Source organism: Novosphingobium sp. GW835-FHT14H07 (assembly GCF_058793515.1).
Window position 1 is genome coordinate 1 of sequence record NZ_JBXAFX010000076.1, and the last position, 1,876, is coordinate 1,876.

Here is a 1,876-nt window from a genome sequence, read left to right on the forward strand (position 1 = left end):
TGGTGGATCCAGGCGGTCAGGCCTTCGCGTATGGCGGGGCAGGTGCGGCCGTGTTTCTCGTTGTGCGCCAGCGTCTCGAGCCAGCGCTGCGGGATCTTCTGCGAACCGTCCATGGCGATCTGGATCAGGCGGTGGTTGAGGCTGGGATTGGCGAAGCGGGCGATCAGCGCATCGGCATAGGCGGCAAGGTCCTGCCCCGGTGCGGTCGCGATCGTCGGTGCGGCTTCGTTGCGCATCAACTGCTCGGCAAGGCTGCGCAAGGCAGGATCGGCAATGGCTTCGTGGACATATTCATGGCCCGCCCTGAGCCCGCAGTATGCCAGCAGCGAGTGCGCGCCGTTGAGCATGCGCAGCTTGGCCGTCTCGTAAGGGGCAACCTCGGAGACGATCTGCGCGCCGACAGCTTCCCAGCGCGGACGCGGGGACGCAAAGCGGTCCTCGATCACCCACTGGCTGAACGGTTCGGTGACGACACAAGCTTCATCCTGGCAGGCTTCATCCTGGCAGGCCTCGTCTTCAGGACCGCCCAGCGCTGCTGCCACCGCCGCGCGGTCCTCGTCGGTCGTGGCGGGCACGATGCGGTCGATCATCGTCGCGGGGCAGGTGCAGTTCCGATCGAACCAGTCCACCAGATCAGGCTCGTGCCGGGCAAGGTACTGGCGCATCAGGCGCTCGAGTATCGCGCCGTTCTCGGCCAGGTTGTCGCACGACAGCAGCGTCACGCCGGGCAGTCCCGCCTTGGCCCGCGCCAGCAGGCCTTGCGTGACGAAGTAGTAGAAGCTCAAGGAATGCGCGAGGTCGAAGTCGAGGCTGCCATCGCCCTGCCGGCAGTAGCCCTTCTCGGTCACCGTCAGGCTGACGATGCGGGTGGCAGGCGCAGCCACGGCGGCAATCACCGCATCGGGTTCCTCGCTCGCCACCAGCACGTTACGGACCGATCCCACGATCCTCGCGCGCATCCCGTCGTCCGATTGCTCGACCACCGTATAGAGCCCGCCTTGCGGGTTCATCTGCCGCGCAACGCCCGCCGAGCGTAGCGAGACACCGGTGATCATCCAGTCACGGTCACCAGCATTCATCGCCGCATCGGTGTACCAGGCCTGATGCGCGCGGTGGAACGCGCCGATGCCGAAGTGGACGATGCCAACCTCTTGGCTTTCGCGATCGTAGAGCGGGCGAGCAACCTCTGCGGGCAGGGCTGCCAGCGTGTCCGGGGACAGGCGCTTCACAGGTTATAGGCCTTCTTCGCCAGATTGTACGACAGGTCCTGCGCAAGCTCTGCCGCTTCCCAGTCCTCGATGCGGTGCTCGGCCACCAGCTGCGCCAGGAAGCCGCAATCGATGCGCCGGGCAACGTCGTGCCGTGCCGGGATCGAAAGGAAGGCGCGGGTATCGTCGTTGAAGCCGACGGTGTTGTAGAAGCCCGCCGTCTCGGTCGTCATCTGGCGGAAGCGCTTCATGCCTTCCGGGCTGTCGTGGAACCACCAGGCCGGGCCGAGCTTGAGGCAGGGGTAGTGCCCGGCCAGCGGCGCGAGTTCGCGGGCATAGGCGCTCTCGTCCAGCGTGAAGAGGATGATCGAGAGGTCCTTCTCGTTGCCGAACCGGTCGAGGAGGGGCTTCAGGGCATGGACGAAGTCGGTGCGGGTCGGGATGTCGGCGCCCTTGTCGCGCCCGAAGCGTTCGAACAGCGCGGCATTGTGGTTGCGGAAGGACCCGGGGTGGATCTGCATGACAAGGCCATCGTCCAGGCTCATCGCCGCCATCTCGGTCAGCATCTGGGCGCGGAACAGCTCGGCGTCCGAGGAATGGAACTCGCCCGAAACCACGCGCTCGAACAGCGCAGCCGCTTCGGATGCGGAAAGGTTGGCGGTTGCTGC

The 1,876-nt window shown here is 66.1% G+C and carries 2 protein-coding genes; both read right to left on the reverse strand.

Annotated features, from left to right (window positions below):
• Positions 1-1,229 (reverse strand): mannitol dehydrogenase family protein (locus tag AC1Q5P_RS21855; protein WP_492520019.1); only part of this gene is annotated, 1,229 nt, incomplete at its 3' end.
• Positions 1,226-1,876: glucuronate isomerase (locus tag AC1Q5P_RS21860; RefSeq protein WP_492520020.1), on the reverse strand; the 651-nt coding region annotated here is incomplete at its 5' end. The genes AC1Q5P_RS21860 and AC1Q5P_RS21855, both read right to left, overlap by 4 nt.